This is a genomic window from Peribacillus sp. NPDC097197, assembly GCF_050278025.1.
Lineage (GTDB): Bacteria > Bacillota > Bacilli > Bacillales > DSM-1321 > Peribacillus.
In genome coordinates, this window is record NZ_JBNNST010000001.1 from 150030 (window position 1) to 169753 (window position 19724).

Consider the following 19724-nt stretch of genomic DNA (forward strand, 5'->3'; position numbering starts at 1 on the left):
TATGAAGAAGGGGATTTGATACGATGATGGAGAATGCTTGGGTCATACCGATCCTTCCACTCGTCTCGTTCGTGTTACTGCTTTTATACGGTAGACGGTGGCGGGAAAAAGGCGCCTATATTGGAATACTGTTCACACTCACATCGTTCATTTTATCTGTAATCGTTTTGGTGGAACGGCTGCAGGGACCTACTTATAAGATGGCGATGGATTGGCTTTCTATCAGTGGGACGCAACTCACGGCAGGATTTGAAATCAATCAGCTGAATGCCTTGATGCTTGTGGTCGTATCTCTGGTGAGTCTGCTTGTTCAAATTTATTCGGTGGAATACATGAAAGGGGAAGAGCGGTTTTCCACTTTCTATGCTTACCTTGGTTTCTTTACCTTTTCCATGCTTGGGCTTGTCATAGCACCGAATCTACTTCAGCTATATATCTTCTGGGAGCTTGTTGGAGTTGGCTCATTCCTATTAATCGGTTTTTATTTTCATAAACAGGAAGCGAAGCTCGCTGCGAAAAAGGCATTTATCATGACCAGGATTGGCGATGTGGGACTTCTCATTGGAATTATTCTATTATTCTGGGAAACTGGAAGCTTCGAATATGGGGATATTTTCTCAGCTGTTCAAACGGGGGATATCTCGATGGGAAGGTTGACGCTAATCGCCATTCTGATTTTTATCGGGGCTGTCGGGAAATCCGGACAGTTTCCACTTCACACATGGCTTCCTGACGCGATGGAAGGGCCCACACCGGTCTCCGCTTTGATCCACGCGGCAACTATGGTAGCGGCAGGCGTTTACTTGGTAGCCACGATGTTTCCTCTGTTTCTTGCAAGTTCGGCAGCTATGCAGGTCGTAGCCGTGACGGGTGGCTTTACCGCGATCTTCGCCGCTAGCATTGCTCTCGTCCAAAAAGACGTGAAGCGAGTGCTGGCCTACTCAACCATCAGCCAGCTTGGATTCATGATGCTGGCGTTGGGCACGGCGGGGTATGTCGCAGGGGTGTTTCATTTAATGACCCATGCTTTCTTTAAAGCTTTGCTGTTCTTGGCAGCAGGTAGTGTTATTCATGCTTTACATACACAGGATGCAAAAAAAATGGGTGGGATATGGAAGAAGTTGAAGCTGACGGGTCCGTTGTTCCTAATTGGCACGCTCTCGATATCGGGGTTTCCCCTTTTATCAGGATTTTTCAGTAAGGATGAAATCTTGATGTCGGCCTGGGGGAATGGGAGCTACTTACTATTCACGCTCGCTTTGATTACCTCCTTTTTGACGGCCTTTTATATGTTCCGTTTGTTTTTCATGATTTTCGCCGGAGAATCAAGAGGTCCTGCCAATCAAGTCGAAGATCCTTCTTCTTTCATGTTGGTTCCAATGATGGTCCTTGCGGTGCTTGCCGTGCTCAGCGGATATATACAAACTCCATGGTTTGGGGCCTTTCTTGGAGACTGGCTCATCGATGGAAATGAATCGCTGTTAGGCGTCAGTCATCATGAGGGACCGGTTTGGATCATGTTGTTAGCCATTCTCGTTTCACTTGCTGGTATATTCCTGGCGTATCTCATCTACGTAAAAAGGGCGCTATCACGGAGTTGGCTGGTGGGAGAGGACTCCATGATATATAGAGTTTTAGATAATAAGTACTTCATAGATGAGATGTACTACTTTACCGTAGGCTATCTTACCAGAGGCCTTAGCTTGTTTCTATCTTATATGGAAAAGTTCATTATCGGAGGATTGGTGTCCACAGTGAGTAACTCCATAGAAGGTTTAGGGAAAATGGGGGCTAAACTTCAAACGGGACAGGTACAGCAATATGGCGTTATAGCCTTTCTCGGACTTGCGGTTCTGATGGTCATCTTTGCGTTCACTGGGGGGTATTTAAGATGAACGTATACTTACTCACATTGTTGGTGTTTTCCCCGCTGCTTGGTATGGTGATGGTGGCCCTCATGCCTAGAACCGAGGAAAGGACCATTAAGCAATTTGGTTTCTTTGGGACACTGCCGCCCCTTATACTGACGTTATTTTTACTTGTACAGTACTATTCGGGGATAGCACTCTCTTCTTTTGACATCAAGGTGAACTGGATTCGATTTGGGAATCTTTCGATGTATGACCCAAATTTATTCGCGGTGAATTTTGAATTGGGTCTGGATGGTTTAACCCTCGTCTTTCTATTGTTGACGACAATCATTTCCTCTTTGGCGGCCCTGGCATCCTTTTACATAAAGAGGGAGTGGAAAGGGTATTACCTATTATTTTTACTTTTAGAGATTGGGATGCTTGGCGTCTTTACGGCGGAAAACCTCATCTTGTTTTTCATCTTCTTTGAAATGACCTTGGTCCCGACGTTCTTCTTGATTGGCAAGTGGGGATATCTTGAGAAAGAAAAAGCTTCTTATCAGTTTTTGATCTATAACGGAATAGGATCGGCCATTTTATTGGTGGTGATTCTGATATTGTTCGCCCGGACAGGTACGACGAATATCGCGGCTTTGACACAGATGATGACAATGGGTGGTGTATCTCTATTTGCACCGGTTTCCGGCTCGATGAAATATGGACTATGCTTGGCCCTCCTGATTGCTTTTGCCATTAAACTGCCCATGTTTCCCTTCCATACATGGATGGTGCGGGTTCATGCCGAGGCGCCACCATCGATTGTCATGATCCATGCAGGGATTCTCTTGAAGATAGGCGCTTACGGAATCATCCGGTTTGGAATGGGAATCTTTCCAGACCAATATCAAACGCTTGCCTCCATCATTGTTCTCTTTGGGGTCATCAGCTTGTTGTATGGTGCCTTCTTAGCGTTAGTGCAGACAGATTTCAAGCTTGTTTTAGCCTATTCGTCCGTTTCACATATGGGAATCGTGATGATGGGGCTTGGTGCCTTGAATGAAGCGGGTTTGCAGGGGGCTATTTTTCAAGTGGTATCACACGGGTTGATTGCCGCTTTCCTATTCTTTTTGGTTGCTGTGTTGTATGAACGGACAGGTACGACGTTGCTTAACCGGCTTGGAGGCCTAGCCAAGTCGATGCCGCTCTTTTCCGGATTTCTGCTGGCCGGGGGGATGGCTTCTCTTGGTTTGCCGGGCATGTCAGGGTTCATCAGTGAATTCATGGTCTTCCTTGGCCTATTTAAGAGCCAGCCGGTGCTTGCTGCAATTGGCGCCATCGGTCTCATCTTAACAGCTATCTACGTCTTGAGGGCTGTCCTGACGATGACATTCGGCAAGGATAATAGCTTAATAGAGAAAGAGATATATGATCTTAAGGGTAAGGAAATGGTACCGACGGCAGTGCTTCTCGGCTTAATTATAGCGATCGGTGTATATCCGAATCTACTCGGCAGGCCTCTTCAAGGAACGATTGACGCAATCATGCTAGCCGTAGGGGGGCGATGAAGATGGATTGGAATACGATGCTTTCATATCATTGGGGAGCGATGATGCCGGAATTCGTCATCCTTGGAACGGCGATGGCCCTTTCCATATTGGACTTATTCTGGCCAAAGCATTTTAATCGGAGAAAGCTGGCCTGGTTGGCCCTTACCGGTATCATACTGGCCTTTTTTTCCTTGATAAGTTTGTTTTCTTTTGAAACGGTAAGTATCTTATCCGATACTTTTCGGTTAGATTCTTTTGCAAAAGCGTTTAAGCTAATCTTACTGTTAGGAGCGGGGTTAATCATCCTGCTTGCAGAGAGCTATGAGCCCAAGGAAGGGTTGAAGGAGCATCGCGGGGAATTTTATTATCTGTTCCTGGCGGCGTTGCTTGGAGCAATGATCATGACATCAAGTGGGGACTTGATCACCTTATTTATTGGGCTGGAGTTGCTATCACTTTCTTCCTATATATTATCGGGCATACGTAAACAAAATACGAAGTCCAATGAAGCGGCCATGAAATACGTAATTAATGGAGGAATCTCTACAGCCATCACTCTGTTTGGCATGAGTTATTTGTATGGTGTGACGGGATCGGTGAATCTGGGGGAAATGAGCCGAACGATGGCAGGCATGACAGATGGTCAACTGCTCTACATTACGGGGCTCGCTTTCTTCATGGTTTTCATCGGTTTATCTTTTAAAATTGCCGCTACCCCCTTTCACATGTGGGCTCCGGATGTTTACGAAGGGGCACCTACGCCCGTCACTGCCTTTTTAAGCGTCATCTCGAAAACAGCTGGATTTGTAATCCTTCTGCGTATTTTTCTCTCCTTATTCCTGACTGCACCTGGGGATACTCTCGGGGCATTCGACTTTTTCGAGAAAAACAGTGGATATATCGCTTTAGTGTCAGCGGTGACGATGATCGTAGGGAATGTGATTGCATTAAGACAGCAAAATTTAAAACGGTTATTCGCTTATTCGAGTATCGCCCATGCAGGATACCTTCTTGTAGCCGTAACCACATTGGGCGGCGGGTACTTCTTGTTGGATACAGTCTGGTTTTACTTACTTGCTTATACACTGATGAACATTGGTGCTTTTGCAATTATTCAAGTGATCTCAATCCGAAGCGGTTCAGAGGACATCAGTATCCTTGCGGGGCTAGGGAAGAAGTCACCATATCTGGCCATAGCCTTTACCGTGTTTATCCTCTCGTTGGCAGGCATCCCGGGAACGGCAGGCTTTATTGGCAAACTGAATATCTTTCTCGGCGCCTTCATTACGGAACCGGGACATTATGTCCTTGCAGGGATCATGATTGCGGCAACAATCGTGTCCTATGTCTATTACTTTGGATTATTGGTCCAAGTCTTTTTCCGGCCGGACCATTCCGGTAAGTTAATAAAGGTGCGTTCGGGTTTGTCCATCGTTATAATGGTTTGTATAGGCGGCACGATCCTATTTGGATTAGCTCCTAATCTTGCCTTTGATTTCCTGCATAACCATTTTGGGGATTTTAAAGACTTTATTTCAAGTGAGTGATATAATGCCTTTATCAGAGGCTGGTTCCAATGGATACAGTCTCTGTCTTTCAATTCTGAAAGATTTTTCACGATTTTTCCTTTTAAATTCCAAATTTAAAGGGGATTTGTGATAGAATGAAAGACGGGTGTCTTTTAGGAGGTATGTACATGTTTTCAACAATGGGACAGCAGGCCTTGCTGGGTATCGTTTCCCACTTGTTCTTCATCGCAGTTACATGGTGGGCTCTGCAGGCTTTACATTTTGATAAGATATTAAGATCCAATTCGGTCATTAAGGCTAGGGTACTTTATATTTTATTGACGGTGGCCATTGGTTCTGTTGTGAGTGATTTCTTCCTTGACTACCTAGGACTTGCTAACCAACTTCCTTATATGTTTAGCGATGATAAATAAGCTATAAGATTTCATGTATAGCAAAATATGATTCTTCTTGTATTCGCCATTATTCTACTGATTTTTATAGCATTAGCAGAAAGCATCATCAAATGTCAGGAAATGAAAAGTATGAACTCTCCTTTTTTGGAAATAATGCTTTAAAGGGGAGGGATTTAACATGTTTGCAGAGAGTAAAAAAATGTTATTATACATAGTAATTCTTGGTTTGACGGTGTTTTTAATTGGGAATAGTACAATTGTGGCAAAAGGCAAAGCCGATATAGTGAAATTGGTGGAGCTACTGCAACAAGATAAAGCGGTAAACATAGGAGATTGGTCTGTGTACGCGCGCGAGAAAAATAAAGAGATCACAACTAAACAAGAGTTTGAAAGAGAAGTGATCGCATTAAAACGAAAATATCCTCAATTTGATTGGAACCGGGAAGACGGCGCTTCCGCACAGAAGGCTGAGGCGTTACTTTACCATGCCGATTCGGGCCTGACGGAGTCTATTAAATTGATGACAACCGAGGATGAATCTGATAAAGTTACCTATGTCATTTACGAAGTCAAGGGACAAGAATGGAAGGAAGGCTACCCTGCTTACTTTACCAGTACGTACCAAAATAGAGTGAAAGACATATTTAAGGGAACTCCTTCAATTTTTTCTTGTATTACGGGGTCTATCAATGATAATATGGATTCGATTTTAAACTCTAAAACCGAAAGCCTGTTAGATAAGTTCCAAGCGAGGGAAATTGAGAGTGTGCATGAAACAAACTTTACATCTATATCTGCACATTCAACTTTGTTTAAACAACCTTTGACTAAAGAAAAATTAAATTTGCAGTTTGGGCTACGGACAGAAGGATTGGGTGACCGGACGAACTTTGTAATTGGCACACCAATCATAACGTTTGAATATTAATATAGAGAAAATGGACGCGGAGGGGAATACTTTTGGAAAAAATCATCGTCCGCGGCGGCAACAGGCTTAGCGGGACAGTTAAAGTAGAAGGTGCTAAAAACGCCGTTTTGCCAGTTATCGCTGCAACATTATTAGCAAGTGATGGGAAAAGTATCATTAAAGACGTTCCTACGCTCTCCGATGTATATACAATCAACGAAGTATTGCGCAACTTAAACACAGATGTTGCCTTTCATGATAATCAAGTAACTGTAGATGCATCAAGAGAGTTATTAGACGAAGCACCATTTGAATATGTACGTAAAATGAGAGCTTCCGTTTTAGTAATGGGATCATTATTAGCAAGGAATGGCCGGGCCCGAGTTGCTTTACCGGGTGGTTGTGCCATCGGTTCCCGTCCTATCGATCAGCATTTAAAAGGCTTTGAAGCGATGGGAGCAAAAGTGAAGGTCGGCAATGGTTTCATTGACGCTGAGGTAGATGGCAGACTTAAGGGAGCAAGAGTGTATCTTGATTTCCCAAGCGTAGGTGCCACTGAAAATATCATGATGGCAGCGACACTTGCTGAAGGTACGACTATTCTGGAAAACGTGGCGAAAGAGCCTGAAATCGTGGATCTAGCTAACTTCCTTAATAAAATGGGTGCCAAAGTTAAGGGCGCTGGTACGGGTACATTGAAAATCGAAGGTGTCCATAAATTATATGGTGCTGAACATTCAATTATACCTGACCGCATCGAGGCTGGAACATTTATGACTGCTGCTGCACTTACTGGTGGTAACGTTCTTGTTCAAGGTGCCGTTCCTGAACATCTTACGTCCCTCATTGCCAAAATGGAAGAGATGGGTGTTACGATCATCGAAGAACAAGATGGATTGCGTGTAATTGGTCCTAAAACCTTGAAAGCCATTGATATTAAAACAATGCCCCATCCTGGTTTCCCGACTGATATGCAATCACAGATGATGGCATTATTATTGCGTGCTGAAGGAACAAGTATGATCACGGAGACCGTCTTCGAGAACCGTTTCATGCATGTTGAAGAATTCCGTCGCATGAATGCCAATGTTAAAATAGAAGGTCGTTCTGTTATTGTTAACGGGCCAACCAACCTTCAAGGTGCAGAAGTTTCTGCCACTGACTTGCGTGCTGCTGCTGCGCTTATCCTGACTGGATTGGTTGCAGAGGGCGTTACCCGTGTTACAGAATTAAAGCATCTTGACAGAGGATACGTGAATTTCCATGGTAAATTAGCATCATTGGGTGCTGATGTGGAACGTATTAATGAAGAGGTTCCAGCAGAAACGAAAATAGCGGATTTGAACGCTTAAGATTACTTATTAAAACCCATTCGGGCTTCATTCATTGAAGCCCGAATGGGTTTTTTGTTGTGTGCTGGGATAAAGAAAGCTAACCTGGGCACCTGACACTTTTCTATTCATAAAAGCTTGTCCTTCGACATACATTTATCATGTAGAGAAACCTGCTGGATTTAGTTTGTAAAAAAGCAGAGAACAAGTTTAGGGAGGCCCAGGAATTTGAAAGCAATGAAACCTGTGATTGTACTATCCATAGCTGTAGCATTCGTCATTATCATGATTCCAGCAGTGCTTGTGCTTCCGTTTTCCAATGATGTAACAAGTGGGGAGTTAGCTGAACAATTAGAGAAAAAAGAGAAGGAAGAAGGAAAAGAAGTGGCTGCAAATAAAATGAGTTCCATTGATGTGGCCGTGTACCGGACGGCTACCCAAAAGATTCAAAAGCTTCCACTTGAAACATATCTATCTGGTGTTGTGGCAGCAGAGATGCCTGCGGACTTTGAGGAAGAAGCGTTGAAGGCGCAAGCATTGACGGCAAGGACCTACATCGTGAATCAGTTGATGAGCAATAATCGCCGGGGGTTGCCAAAAGGAGCTGATGTAGGGGATACGGTAATGCATCAAGTGTATAAGAATGATAACGAGCTGAAGAAGCAGTGGGGCTCTGATTATAAATGGAAAATGAAAAAGATAGATAAAGCCATTAAGGCAACGGAAGGCAAGATATTGACCTATGATGGAAAACCGATCACCGCCACTTTCTTTTCGACAAGCAATGGGTATACGGAGAACTCCGAGGAATATTGGCAAGCAGAGTTTCCCTACTTGAAAAGCGTGTCTAGCCCATGGGATAAAGAATCGCCGAAATTCTATAATAAGATGGTGGTCGATGCGGGAGATTTCGAGAGGAAGTTAGGAGTGAGTTTATCATCGGGGACGACAATCGGTACAGTCGTTCAAAGGACAACCGGAAATCGAGTGGCTCTAGTTGAAATTGGAGGGAAGAAATTGACGGGGATGCAAATCCGGGAAAAACTCGGGTTGAATTCCTCCGACTTTGATTGGGAGCGTCAAGGGAATCAAATCGTCATTACGACAAAAGGATATGGTCATGGAGTGGGAATGAGTCAGTATGGTGCCAATGGGATGGCTCGGGAAGGGAAAAACTATGAAGACATCGTGAAGTATTATTACAAAGGCGTCAAAGTACAGTCCTCAAGTAAGTGGATCAATACCATGACAGCAAAAAAATGAGAGTAGGGGTTTTCCCAGCTCTCATTTTTTTGCGCCGAATTTTTCTAGTAGGGTCAGAAAGCCTCGTTTATGCTTGAAGTAGTGATACTGCACATGAAAATAGACAGCGAGCACGCCAATGATGTCCTTCGCCACATCAATCAAGGATGCAGAGCGGTATGGGATGAATGACTGGTGATATTCATCAACGATACCGTATAGACCGGCAACGAATGCGGCTACCAAACTAAATCCAGGCTTCAGCTTATGATTAACAGCAAGTGCAGAAACGAATAATATGTACAAAATCGCAAATTCGACTAAATGGAGCGCCTCTTTAATGAATCGATCCACTGTTGAGGACGGGAGGTCAAGGATGATGTCGTCAGGTTTACTCGACATTATCCAAATAGCAATCATGTAAAGAAAAGGTAGAATCGTTACTAAGATTTTAATGGTCTTTTTCATCAATTAAACATCCTTCAATAGCAAGATACCAAACATTTTACCATTCTACGAATAAAATCGGATTCTTTTTCATAAAATAAATCTAAAATTTTTTTCACTCGGATGTATATAATCTTGGCAAAATGTTCAGAATGGTTGCTGAGGTGATTAATATGAGAGAGGAAGAAAAAAGACCAACTTCCAAAATCCAACGAATACTCAAAAAGCGTTGGGCATTATCAGCAATCTATATCGCAAGTGCAGCCTTAATCTTAGCCGCGGCCTTTTTATTACAAAATAGTTTTGATGATTCAGCTAAGGACGAGAAAAAGGATTCAGCTGAAACAGGAAAAAACTATGATCAGCCTTCAGTCGAAGTGAATAGTGATCTGGAAACCGTTAAGATGCCTGTAGCCAATGCCGATAAAACGGTCATCAAAAAACAATTCTATGACGTGAATGCAGATGAGAAGGCACAAGAAGATGCGTTGGTCTTCTACAACAATAGATATGAGCAGAATAAAGGGATCGACATTGCAATGGAAGATGGAAAATCTTTCGATGTGAAAGCATCATTGAGCGGTAATGTATCGAAAGTACAGGAAGACGCTCTACTTGGCAATTTGATTGAAGTTGAGCATGAAGATGGCGTCGTTACTCGTTATCAATCTGTTAAGGATATCAAGGTTGCCGTTGGGGACAAAGTGAAACAAGGACAAGCTATCGCAACTTCAGGCAAAAGCCAAATCAATGAAGAGGCAGGCGTTCACGTTCACTTCGAAATCAGAAAAGACGACATCGCGTTGAATCCAGTTGATTTTATTGAAAAGCAAGCATCCGCTATACAAACAGCAACTGAAGAAACAGAAGGTAACAAGGATGATTCAGCAGGCAAAGAAGAAGCACCTGCTTCCGAGGGTTCTGAAAAAGGGACAGAGGAATCACCAGCAACGGGCGAATCTGATGCAGGCACTGAGCTAGAAAGTGGCACTGAAGATGATAACTCCACCCCAGCTGAAGATTCTACCGAGAAAAGCGATTCTTTGGAAGATTCATTAAAGGAAGCAAATTAATCACAATAAAAAATTCAAATACAATCAAAACATAAACCATGAGCGTTAAGAAGTACAACAACTGAAAATTTGGTAAAAAGGGGGCCGTTCAATTTGAACGGCTCCCTTTTTTAATTTCGGGGAGATAGTGGAATATATGAGAAAAAGTCTGAGTATCTGACATATTTCTCGGGAAATAATGCAGTTACTGGAAAAGGAACGGCAGAATGTTGATAAATAAAACGAAACACCCTGTCCATTAGGCATATATTCTTAACCAAGCTAATAAGATGTTATAAACCATGCAAAGAGAGTGTTTGAGGTGAGGGGTCGTTTATTACAAATAATCTAATAGTTGATCATTCTATCTTTCATTGTTTATAAGACAGGGGTATTCGATTCGAAAAATACGAATCTCATTTCACACTTCTCACATCCAATTTGGGGAGGTCGAGTGGTGTGCACGATTACATCAAAGAAAGAACTATCAAGATAGGCAAGTATATCGTGGAAACTAGAAAAACGGTCCGCGTCATTGCAAAAGAATTCGGTGTCTCTAAAAGTACAGTCCATAAAGATTTAACGGAGAGGCTTCCGGAAATTAATCCTGAATTGGCTAACGAAGTGAAGGATATATTGGATTACCATAAATCCATTCGTCACCTTCGGGGTGGAGAAGCGACCAAGCTCAAATATAAACGGTCAGAAAAAGAAGAAGAAATCGCTAAGTAAACCACAAATCCATTCCGGAAATTGGAAATGATTCCAAGGGATTAGGGTAAAGACAAAGGATGGCATATAAACATGTCCTTTTCTACACCTAAGTCAGGAACCTCCAACCCGGAATTTTTTTATGGATTAATTTTGTTAATATGGAAATCCTTTATATATCTATGTTAAATAGGATAATCCGGGGCAGGTTTCGTTTTTATTTGTATTTCATACTTCTTCTTGACAAGGCGATATGGTAAAATAAACAATTAGGACAGAATTAGGTTTTATGTGAGGATATTCAAGGAGGATTTAAGAAATGTTTGCTAGAGATATTGGGATAGATCTTGGAACAGCCAATGTTCTAATACATGTCAAAGGTAAAGGAATAGTGTTAAATGAGCCTTCGGTAGTAGCCATTGATAAGAATACGAACCGTGTTCTTGCTGTTGGTGATGAGGCTCGTAAAATGGTAGGCCGGACACCAGGAAACATTGTTGCAATTCGCCCTCTAAAAGACGGTGTCATTGCTGACTTCGATGTAACGGAAATGATGCTTAAGCATTTTATAAATAAGTTAAATGTGAAAGGCTTTCTTTCTAAGCCACGGATTTTGATTTGCTGTCCAACAAACATCACGAGTGTTGAACAAAAGGCAATCAAAGAGGCTGCTGAAAAAAGTGGCGGGAAAAAAGTATTCCTTGAAGAAGAACCTAAAGTGGCTGCAATCGGTGCTGGCATGGATATTTTCCAACCAAGCGGTAACATGGTCGTGGATATTGGCGGTGGTACAACGGATATCGCGGTTCTTTCAATGGGAGATATCGTTACGTCTTCTTCGATCAAAATGGCCGGTGATAAATTCGATAATGAAATCTTACACTACGTTAAACGTAAGTATAAGCTCCTAATCGGTGAACGTACAGCTGAAAATATCAAAATGCAGGTGGCGACGGTATTCCCAGGTTCACGCAACGAAGAAATTGATATACGCGGACGTGATATGGTTTCAGGCTTACCTAGGACAATCTCCGTTAACTCGGAAGAAATCGAGGAGGCGCTGCGTGAACAAGTCTCCGTTATCGTACAAGCTGCCAAAGCTGTGCTTGAACGGACACCACCAGAACTTTCTGCTGATATTATTGACCGTGGCGTGATATTAACAGGTGGTGGAGCATTGCTTCATGGCATCGACCTGCTTTTAGCAGAAGAACTTAAAGTCCCTGTACTCGTTGCAGAGCATCCAATGGATTGCGTAGCGATTGGAACGGGAATCATGTTAGATAATATGGATAAGTTGCCAAGGCGCAAATTCAATTAAAAAAAGCGGCCGTAAAAAGCTGCATTATAAGATAAGGGTCTAAGGTTCAGACACACATGAAGCATAGTGAAAGTCCGTGCAGTTCTAGTACTGATGAGCAATAGACCCTATTCTTTTAGTTTGGAACTTTAACACTATTCCTTTAAATCTGACCTATCCTAAAACAAGAAATGAATGATTCTGGACCAAGCATTTATTTTCCCCTTAAATACAGACGATTATATCCGATAAGATACATATAGGAAATGAACGGAATACTTTTGTGGAATGAGGAGTGAAATAAAATGTTAAGAGGTTTTTATACAGCCGCTTCTGGAATGCTTACACAGCAAAGACGCACAGAAATGCTAACGAATAATATCTCCAATGCGAATACAACCGGGTTTAAAGCCGATCAAACCAGTGTACGGTCTTTTCCGGAAATGTTACTTGGCAATATGCAGCGTAATGCAATACCTACCGAAAACAATTTAAGCGTGCCCAAGTTATCGCAAGTGGGCAGTCTTAGTACAGGCGTTTATGTACAAGAAGCGAGTCCATTGTTCACGCAAGGGACCCTTGAAGAAACGGAGCTTAGTACCGATATTGCCTTAGCAGATGAAAATCTTCCCATCAATGAGGAAACGGGGAAGGCCGGGTCGGTCCTTTATACCGTCCAAGATAAAGACGGGCAAATGCGTTATACAAGGGACGGCAGTTTCACTCTGGATGGTCAAGGCTATTTGACGAATTCTAAAGGCTATTATGTTTTGGACGAGAACCATGAACGGATACAGCTTGAGAATGATCGCTTCACCGTGACCGAAAAGGGAATGATCTTTGAAGGCAATAATCAAGCGGCCCGCCTTGGCATCGGTTATGCAGACGACCCCACTAAACAGCTCGTGAAAGATGGCGAAGGGTTATATAGGGCTGTCGATAATGAATTGCCCAATGCGTATGCAGCAGAAGGATTGACCTTCTCCACGAAACAAGGTTTTCTTGAGGGATCTAATGTCGATCAATCGAGGACGATGACGGAAATGATGTCGGCGTACCGATCTTTTGAAGCGAATCAAAAAGTACTTCAAGCTTATGATAAGAGTCTCGATAAAGCGGTTAATGAAGTGGGGAAACTCTAATTACGGATTTGTAGAAGGAATCTTTAGGAAATTTGAACAGTAAGGGGAATGTCTATGAATCGAACGATGTTATCCGCGACGAATACACTCAACCAAATTCAAAGTCAAATTGATCAGATCAGCAATAATATTGCTAATGTGGATACCACGGCTTATAAAAAGACGCAAACCAGCTTTAGTGATATGTTAACCCAAAGTTTTAATAATCAGCCGAGTGAGACGAAGGAAATCGGAAGACTGACCACACCGGGCATTCGTCAGGGAACGGGTGCCAAATTAAATCCATCCCAAATCGTGCTGACACAAGGTTCGCTAAAGAATACCGATCGCAACCTGGATGTGGCATTGACGAAGGAAGATCTATTTTTCACGGTAAACGTACAGGATGACGGAGGGACCAACACTCGTTTAACGAGAGATGGCGCTTTTTATCTTTCTCCTAACGAGGCGAACCCAGATCAAATGATGCTCGTTAACTCAGCCGGACATCAAGTCCTTGATGAATATGGGAATCCGATTCTAATTGATGGCAGCATCAAAGATATTAAGGTTTCGGAAGAAGGTTTATTGAATGTGGATACAGAAGAATATGGAGAGCGAAGCTTCGGTCTTGGTATCGTTTCTGTAAAAAAACCGCAATTCCTGGAACAATTGGGGGGGAATCTGTTGGGGCTCCCGGGCAACCTCGGTGAATTGGGTGTTGCGGAAGACGACATCATGACGCTATTGACGGGGGATGACCGTACGGAAATCGCAGTGAAACAAGGTTCACTTGAATCATCAAACGTCGATCTATCAAAAGAGATGACGGATTTGATCAATGCCCAACGTCAATATCAATTTCAATCCCGGGCGATAACGATGGCCGATCAAATGGGTGGACTGATTAATGGGATTCGGTAAGCGTGATAGGGTATAAAATCATGGCTTTAGGTTTCATATTGAAGCGTTTTTCATTATACTTTAGCAAAGAGGACCGTTGACGCTCATTCATTTTGACATGGCATGTGATTTGATGCTTCTATTTATGTATAAGCCAAGACGCTTTTATTCGGCGAGTTTTCTGAAAAAAGGAGCTTTTGTATGGGTATGGAACAAAAAAGTGTAATGAGACAAGAAGTGAGTGAAGAGGTCAAGGAAGCAAAAACAACGCAACCGAACCGAAGAATCAAGGTCCGGCTTTTGCCGATCTGGCTGCGTTTACTTATGATCATCGGATTGATATTCATCGCTTTACTTGCCGGTTCACTAATAGGCTATAGTGTGATTGGCGGAGGGCAGGCAACGGATGTTTTCAAGAAATCCACATGGACCCATATCATCGATATTGTAAATGAAGATGCATAGAAATAGTCTGTCGACGCAGTTGCCACCGTTTTAGAAAATTTCAATTGGCAACAACATGCCTCTTCCCTATGTAAGGGAGGGGCGAGTTTTCGTTAAAAGTAGGCAATATCATTATTAGGAGGAAAAGCCATGTTAGATATTACGCAGATAAAGGACATCATCCCCCATCGTTACCCTTTTTTATTAGTTGACCGGATTATTGAAGTGGAAGATGGGAAAAGAGCTGTAGGATTAAAAAATGTATCAGCCAATGAAGAATTTTTCAATGGTCACTTTCCGGATTACCCTGTTATGCCGGGTGTATTGATTGTGGAGGCGTTAGCGCAAGTAGGTGCTGTAGCTGTATTGAAACAAGAAGAATTTAAAGGGCGGCTGGCCTTTTTTGCAGGAATCGATAACTGTCGTTTCAAGCGCCAGGTAAAACCGGGAGATCAACTCCGCCTCGAAGTAGAAATTATTCGGTTAAGGGGATCGGTTGGTAAAGGAAAAGCGGTCGCAACAGTAGATGGCGAAGTTGCCTGTGAAACGGAAATCATGTTCGCTTTTGGAGATAAATAAGCTTAAAAGGGCTAAATATGGCCATTTTGAGCAAGAATGTTTAAGAAGAACGAATTAGGTGTACATAATACATATACGATGCAGCTGAAAGCTACAATGATTGCAGTTAGTTGTTTACAACCATTTTTTCTCCCTTTGATGCCGGACATTTATGTCCGGCATCTTTTATATGCAGAAGTTCAAGCATATTTTACTAATTAAAAATAAGGCGCAAGTTATTTTTACATTCGGGCAAAATACTAAATGATAAAGAATGAAGGGAGGTTACCTACTCATGATGAAGAAAAGACTTTATGCGCTAATCGGGGGATCTTTGATGTCTGCCATGTTCCTTGCTGGATGTGGAAATGATGATGACAACAATCCTGCACCCGAGAATGACAACATGATCGAAGAAAATCAAAATGATGGTGTCGATGATAATGGAGGCACTGGAAACGATAATAACAATCTTGATACGGATAACGACGGTATGATCGAAAATGATGATACGATGAATGGCGATGACAATAACAATACAACGAACAACAACAATGATTCTGACGATTTAATTGAAGATGCTGAGAAAAAAGGCGAAGATAACAAATAAAAGGCATATAAAGAGGACTGGCTTAGCAATGGCGGGTGTAATTCCCTTCAGCTAAGCCAGTTTTTTATTTTATGGACGACTTATAGGTGGCCAGTTTAGGTCTGGATTTAATTTTTTTCTTGAATTCCCTGATTAAATCCTCGCCCTCCAAGCCTTTATAGACTAAATCCTCAAGAAGAAGTTCTGCATATTTTGTGTGGTTTTTTTTGATATGGCCGACAAATAAAAGGCTATAGTGACCATCGACTTTTTTAATGGTACGCAGGACGGTATCGAATAAAGCGGGTTCATTGTCTTTTTTCGTTATAACAGCCTGAATGGTCACTTCTCCATCAATATCAGGAAGTGAGGATGCAAACTCATGAAAATGTTTTTCTGCCACAAAGGCTTCTAGGAGCCACGAGCTGATATCATTTTCTTTATTAATGATGAGTCCATCGGCTAAGGGTATATCAATTAATCGTGAATCCTCTGTAACAATCTGTAGATAGATTAATTTGAAAGATTTCATTAAATACCTCCATTCCTTGCCTTTATGAAGAAGACAGTCAAATGCCCATTTATCCCTGTTAATTCCTTTTAAAGGTAATTATATCATACTAGAATATTTTGATTTTTTAAAATGATAAACCTAAAAATACGCTAAAAGTAAAAAAAAGTCCAAATTGATAGGTTTAAGCTTTTTAGTAAACAATTTTTCTGCAAAAAAGAGTTATGGGTGTAATATAACGGTTTTTAAAGCCAAAATGAGTGGCATTCGTCCATTTTGTTGATTTCCCCTTTTTAAAAGAAAATCTTATGATTAAATCATGAAAGGAAAGGAGGAAGAAGATGATAAATCAGGTAACCCTTGTCGGACGATTGACGAAGGATCCCGAATTAAGGTATACGCCAGATGGCAAGGCGGTTTCCAATATTACTTTAGCTGTGAACCGTAATTTTCGTAATAATGCAGGGGATTACGAGGCTGACTTTGTACACTGTACCCTTTGGAAAAGAACAGCCGAAAATACAGCACAATATTGTAAAAAAGGTTCGATTGTCGGGATTACGGGCAGAATTCAAACGAGGAGATATGACAACCAAGAGGGTAAAAAAGTATATGTCACCGAAGTTATTGCCGAGCTGGTTCAATTCATAGGGACTAAGCAACAGAATGATGGCAAGGCAAAGGAATTCGAACATATTGGTTTATAGCTTACTTGGAGGTGAAGCATGAGTGAAAAAAGTGGAATGCTTTCCAACGGGCAGAAGCGAAACCGACTCCTGTTCAGTTCGATGCAGGATAAGCAACGAGTAGAACAACTCATTGGTGACTTAATTGGGCATGTGGCCAAGACCCATGTCCAAACAAAAGAGAATGAAGATGAGTTGAAACACCTCAGGTTAAAAGTAGCCCAATTAGAATCGTATAACAAGTATTTACATGAACATAATGAAAAATTAGACAAAAGGGTTACAAATTTAGAGAAAGTTGGTGAATTATAAAAAGCGATACCCTTCGAAAAGTATACTAATAGTGGCAAGTCCCTGTTATTTTCCTATTTCCCCAAGCCGACTTGGCTTTTCCCCGCAAGTGTCCCCGAATCCCCTCATAAAAAGAATCAAAAGCTTGATTCTTCCCCTTTTTGGAATGACTGTACTTGTACAGTCATTCTTTTTATGAAGCTAATACTATAGAACTAATTAAAAAATATTATTCTGTTAAGTTAGAATTTTAAGAAAATATATTGTAAAATGTTAAGTTTGATGTAATAATAAACCAAATAATATTAAAAATGTAAAATATGGATATAAAGGAAGTGATATTATGAGTGTTCCAATTATTGAAGTCAACGGGTTACGAACGAGTTTTCGTACTGACGATGGAGAAATTCCTGTCGTGAACTCCATCGATTTTCATATCAATCCTGGTGAGGTGTTAGGAATTGTCGGGGAATCGGGCTGTGGGAAAAGCGTAACCTCTTTGTCGATCATGGGGCTTGTGCCTTCGCCTACCGGTAAGGTAGAAGGGGAAATATTGTTTAAGGGAAGTAACATTGCCAACGCATCTGAAGCTAAAATGAGAAAGATTCGGGGAAATGAAATCGCTATGATCTTCCAGGAACCAATGACAAGCTTGAACCCTGTCTTCACAATTGGAGAACAATTGGTGGAGACACTTCGGATACATAGAAAATGGAATAAAAAACAGGCCCGCCAAAGAGCGGTCGAAATGTTGAAGTTGGTTGGGCTTGGACGAGCCGAAGAACTGATAGATGAATACCCTCATCAGCTTTCGGGCGGGATGAGACAGCGTGTCATGATTGCCATGGCCATGATTTGTGAGCCAAAGCTTCTAATAGCGGACGAGCCGACCACGGCCTTGGATGTCACGATTCAAGCCCAGATTTTAGAATTGATGAAGAACCTGAACAAGGAGACAGATACAGCAATCATGATGATCACCCATGACCTTGGTGTAGTGGCACAAATGTGTGAGCGTGTCATTGTCATGTATGCCGGAAGGGTGGTCGAGGAGGGAAAAGTGCAAACGGTTTTTCAAAACCCTAAGCATCCGTATACGATTGGCCTCCTGCAATCGATTCCTGATATGCGCGTAAAGAAGGAACGGCTTTATTCAATCCCTGGAAATGTGCCAAAACCGGGTACGAGCAAACTTGGCTGCCAGTTTGCCCCTCGCTGTTCTCATGCGATGGAGCAATGCCTGAATGAAACCCCGTCTCTTCTGGCGTTTGATGAAGGGCAACAAGTACGTTGTTGGCTGTACGAAGATGCGAAAGGAGCACCATTGCATGACTCAACCATTAGTTAAGGTAGAAAACCTGAAGAAGCATTTCCCAATCAAAGGGGGAGTGCTCGGTAAAACGATCGGTGAGGTGAAAGCCGTCGATGGCTTGTCATTCTCCATAAACAAAGGTGAGACGCTTGGCCTTGTCGGTGAAAGCGGGTGCGGTAAATCGACGACGGGCAGACTTTTGCTTCGATTACTCGAGCCAAGTGAAGGCAATGTCTACTTTGAGGGTAAGGACCTGACGACACTATCCACCCGTGAAATGAGGAAGATGCGCCGCGAAATGCAAATGGTCTTTCAAGATCCATTCGCCTCGCTCAATCCTAGGCACACGGTTGAAAAGATATTGGAAGAACCACTCATCGTCCATGGTGTCAAAGATAAGAAAGAACGGAAAAAGCGTGTGCAGGAGCTACTTAAGGTTGTTGGGTTAAGCAGTTACCATGCCAAACGATACCCACATCAGTTCAGTGGTGGTCAGAGGCAACGCATTGGCATCGCCAGGGCACTAGCCGTCAATCCGAAGCTGATTATCGCGGATGAGCCTGTTTCGGCTTTGGATGTTTCCATTCAAGCACAGGTGTTAAATCTCCTACAAGATTTGCAGAGGGATTTTGACCTCACTTATCTTTTCATTGCCCATGATCTCGGAGTCGTCAGGCATATCTCGGATCGGGTAGGCGTGATGTATCTAGGACATATTGTTGAATTGACGGAAAGTGAAGGGCTTTATGAAGATCCGCTACATCCGTATACACAAGCCTTACTATCGGCGGTTCCGATTCCGGATGTAGAATATAAGGGCGATAGGGTCATATTGCAGGGCGATGTCCCGAGTCCATCCAACCCGCCTAGCGGATGCACATTCCATACAAGGTGCCCGAAAGCGATGCCAGAATGCAAGACTGTAAAACCAATTTTACAGGAACACAAACCAGGTCACTACGTCTCTTGTCATTTATATAATTGATAGGACGTATACA

21 protein-coding genes are annotated in these 19724 nt (G+C 42.4%); 19 read left to right on the forward strand and 2 right to left on the reverse strand.

Annotation, left to right across the window (positions count from 1 at the left end):
• Positions 1 to 23: 23 nt before the first annotated feature.
• From nuoL to spoIID, 7 genes are all read left to right on the forward strand, one after another.
• Positions 24 to 1895, forward strand: a complete 1872-nt coding sequence (gene nuoL, locus ACQKL6_RS00750) for an NADH-quinone oxidoreductase subunit L (protein ID WP_427650252.1) — start codon at positions 24 to 26, stop codon at positions 1893 to 1895.
• The gene (locus ACQKL6_RS00755; RefSeq protein WP_427650254.1) at positions 1892 to 3415 is read left to right on the forward strand and encodes an NADH-quinone oxidoreductase subunit M; all 1524 of its coding nucleotides are present in this window, start codon (positions 1892 to 1894) and stop codon (positions 3413 to 3415) included. Before nuoL ends, ACQKL6_RS00755 begins: the two co-directional genes overlap by 4 nt.
• A gap of 2 nt (positions 3416 to 3417) precedes the next feature.
• On the forward strand, positions 3418 to 4944 hold the full coding sequence (gene nuoN / locus ACQKL6_RS00760) for an NADH-quinone oxidoreductase subunit NuoN (RefSeq protein ID WP_427650256.1): 1527 nt from the start codon (positions 3418 to 3420) through the stop codon (positions 4942 to 4944).
• A 149-nt stretch (positions 4945 to 5093) separates the two neighbouring features.
• On the forward strand, positions 5094 to 5339 hold the full coding sequence (locus ACQKL6_RS00765; protein WP_402870379.1) for a DUF1146 family protein: 246 nt from the start codon (positions 5094 to 5096) through the stop codon (positions 5337 to 5339).
• Between the two features lie 160 nt (positions 5340 to 5499).
• Positions 5500 to 6249, forward strand: a complete 750-nt coding sequence (locus ACQKL6_RS00770) for a YwmB family TATA-box binding protein (protein ID WP_402990463.1) — start codon at positions 5500 to 5502, stop codon at positions 6247 to 6249.
• Between the two features lie 32 nt (positions 6250 to 6281).
• Complete coding sequence (murA, locus tag ACQKL6_RS00775) at positions 6282 to 7580, forward strand: UDP-N-acetylglucosamine 1-carboxyvinyltransferase (protein ID WP_402990460.1); 1299 nt, start codon at positions 6282 to 6284, stop codon at positions 7578 to 7580.
• 207 nt (positions 7581 to 7787) lie between these two features.
• Complete coding sequence (spoIID, locus tag ACQKL6_RS00780) at positions 7788 to 8822, forward strand: stage II sporulation protein D (RefSeq protein ID WP_402954852.1); 1035 nt, start codon at positions 7788 to 7790, stop codon at positions 8820 to 8822.
• A gap of 21 nt (positions 8823 to 8843) precedes the next feature.
• Here spoIID and ACQKL6_RS00785 read toward each other — a convergent pair whose 3' ends face one another.
• Entirely contained in the window at positions 8844 to 9269 is a 426-nt protein-coding gene (locus tag ACQKL6_RS00785) for a VanZ family protein (RefSeq protein WP_402954849.1), read from the reverse strand.
• A 152-nt stretch (positions 9270 to 9421) separates the two neighbouring features.
• On the opposite strand from ACQKL6_RS00785, the gene ACQKL6_RS00790 reads away from it, so the two are divergent.
• The 8 genes from ACQKL6_RS00790 (at position 9422) to ACQKL6_RS00825 (ending at position 15947) form a co-directional block, all read left to right on the forward strand.
• On the forward strand, positions 9422 to 10321 hold the full coding sequence (locus tag ACQKL6_RS00790; protein WP_402954846.1) for a peptidoglycan DD-metalloendopeptidase family protein: 900 nt from the start codon (positions 9422 to 9424) through the stop codon (positions 10319 to 10321).
• 438 nt (positions 10322 to 10759) lie between these two features.
• A complete protein-coding gene (gene spoIIID / locus ACQKL6_RS00795; protein WP_402870395.1) occupies positions 10760 to 11032 on the forward strand; it encodes a sporulation transcriptional regulator SpoIIID in 273 nt (90 codons plus the stop codon).
• 298 nt (positions 11033 to 11330) lie between these two features.
• A complete protein-coding gene (locus tag ACQKL6_RS00800; RefSeq protein WP_402870397.1) occupies positions 11331 to 12332 on the forward strand; it encodes a rod shape-determining protein in 1002 nt (333 codons plus the stop codon).
• Positions 12333 to 12616: 284 nt separating this feature from the next.
• On the forward strand, positions 12617 to 13453 hold the full coding sequence (locus ACQKL6_RS00805; RefSeq protein ID WP_427650258.1) for a flagellar hook-basal body protein: 837 nt from the start codon (positions 12617 to 12619) through the stop codon (positions 13451 to 13453).
• Between the two features lie 54 nt (positions 13454 to 13507).
• Positions 13508 to 14356 carry a flagellar hook-basal body protein gene (locus tag ACQKL6_RS00810; protein WP_427591717.1) on the forward strand — a complete coding sequence of 283 codons (849 nt, stop codon included), beginning with the start codon at positions 13508 to 13510 and terminating at the stop codon, positions 14354 to 14356.
• 180 nt (positions 14357 to 14536) lie between these two features.
• Positions 14537 to 14800: a DNA-directed RNA polymerase subunit beta gene (locus ACQKL6_RS00815; RefSeq protein WP_402870404.1), complete on the forward strand. Its 264-nt coding sequence runs from the start codon at positions 14537 to 14539 to the stop codon at positions 14798 to 14800.
• A gap of 129 nt (positions 14801 to 14929) precedes the next feature.
• The gene (gene fabZ / locus ACQKL6_RS00820) at positions 14930 to 15358 is read left to right on the forward strand and encodes a 3-hydroxyacyl-ACP dehydratase FabZ (RefSeq protein WP_402870407.1); all 429 of its coding nucleotides are present in this window, start codon (positions 14930 to 14932) and stop codon (positions 15356 to 15358) included.
• 274 nt (positions 15359 to 15632) lie between these two features.
• A complete protein-coding gene (locus ACQKL6_RS00825; protein WP_402990451.1) occupies positions 15633 to 15947 on the forward strand; it encodes a hypothetical protein in 315 nt (104 codons plus the stop codon).
• 64 nt (positions 15948 to 16011) lie between these two features.
• Here ACQKL6_RS00825 and ACQKL6_RS00830 read toward each other — a convergent pair whose 3' ends face one another.
• Complete coding sequence (locus ACQKL6_RS00830; protein ID WP_402870411.1) at positions 16012 to 16458, reverse strand: YwpF family protein; 447 nt, start codon at positions 16456 to 16458, stop codon at positions 16012 to 16014.
• Positions 16459 to 16778: 320 nt separating this feature from the next.
• Here ACQKL6_RS00830 and ssb point away from each other — a divergent pair, with 320 nt between their 5' ends.
• From ssb to ACQKL6_RS00850, 4 genes are all read left to right on the forward strand, one after another.
• Positions 16779 to 17144 carry a single-stranded DNA-binding protein gene (gene ssb, locus ACQKL6_RS00835; RefSeq protein WP_402990445.1) on the forward strand — a complete coding sequence of 122 codons (366 nt, stop codon included), beginning with the start codon at positions 16779 to 16781 and terminating at the stop codon, positions 17142 to 17144.
• An 18-nt stretch (positions 17145 to 17162) separates the two neighbouring features.
• Positions 17163 to 17435, forward strand: coding sequence for a hypothetical protein (locus tag ACQKL6_RS00840; protein WP_402954828.1), 273 nt, complete (start codon positions 17163 to 17165; stop codon positions 17433 to 17435).
• Between the two features lie 322 nt (positions 17436 to 17757).
• On the forward strand, positions 17758 to 18762 hold the full coding sequence (locus ACQKL6_RS00845) for an ABC transporter ATP-binding protein (protein WP_402870419.1): 1005 nt from the start codon (positions 17758 to 17760) through the stop codon (positions 18760 to 18762).
• Positions 18743 to 19711: an ABC transporter ATP-binding protein gene (locus tag ACQKL6_RS00850; RefSeq protein ID WP_402954822.1), complete on the forward strand. Its 969-nt coding sequence runs from the start codon at positions 18743 to 18745 to the stop codon at positions 19709 to 19711. Before ACQKL6_RS00845 ends, ACQKL6_RS00850 begins: the two co-directional genes overlap by 20 nt.
• Positions 19712 to 19724 lie beyond the last annotated feature (13 nt).